Source organism: Shewanella sp. DW31, from assembly GCF_015767295.1.
In the GTDB taxonomy this organism is placed as follows: domain Bacteria; phylum Pseudomonadota; class Gammaproteobacteria; order Enterobacterales; family Shewanellaceae; genus Shewanella; species Shewanella oncorhynchi.
In genome coordinates this window covers 1-674 of the sequence record NZ_JADWMP020000058.1, presented here as the reverse complement: position 1 = coordinate 674, position 674 = coordinate 1, and the positions used below count along the sequence as shown (strand labels likewise).

1 rRNA gene is annotated in these 674 nt (G+C 51.0%); it reads left to right on the top strand.

Annotation, left to right across the window (positions count from 1 at the left end):
• A 23S ribosomal RNA gene (locus GWI56_RS21590) occupies positions 1 to 674 on the top strand; the annotation flags it as partial.

Here is a 674-nt window from a genome sequence, read left to right as displayed (position 1 = left end):
GCCCCACTGGTAAGGGCGTATGGTGGATGCCTTGGTAGACAGGACCGATGAAGGACGTGACGGGCTGCGATATGCCTCGGGGAGCTGCCGAGTGGGCTTTGATCCGAGGATTTCCGAATGGGGAGACCCGGCCACTGTTATGGGTGGTCACCACAGTTTTTGTGGGGGGTACGCAGGGAAGTGAAACATCTCAGTACCTGCAGGAAAGGATACTCCGTGAGTAGTGGCGAGCGAAAGCGGAAGAGGCCAAACCAAGAAACTTCGGTTTTTTGGGGTAAGGACTACGATATTGACTGTAGGAGTTAGCCGAATGAGCAGAAGGAAAGCTGAGTCCAAAGAGCGTAATAGTCGCGTAGGCGAAAGCAAATACAGCATAGTAGGATCCGGAGTACTGTGAGACACGAGAAATCTTGCAGGAAAGCGGGGGGACCACCCTCCAAGCCTAAATACTACATGGTGAGCGATAGCGAAGAAGTACGGTGAAGGACAGGTGAAAAGAACCCCGGGAGGGGAGTGAAAGAGAACCTGAAACCCTGTGTTTACAAGCTGTGGAAGTACAATAAAGATGTACGACCGCGTACTTTTTGTAAAACGGTCAGCCGAGTTACTTTTTCTGCCAAGGATAAGAGGAAAAAAGCCTCGGATCCGAAGGGATACCAAGTCTAAAAAGGGAT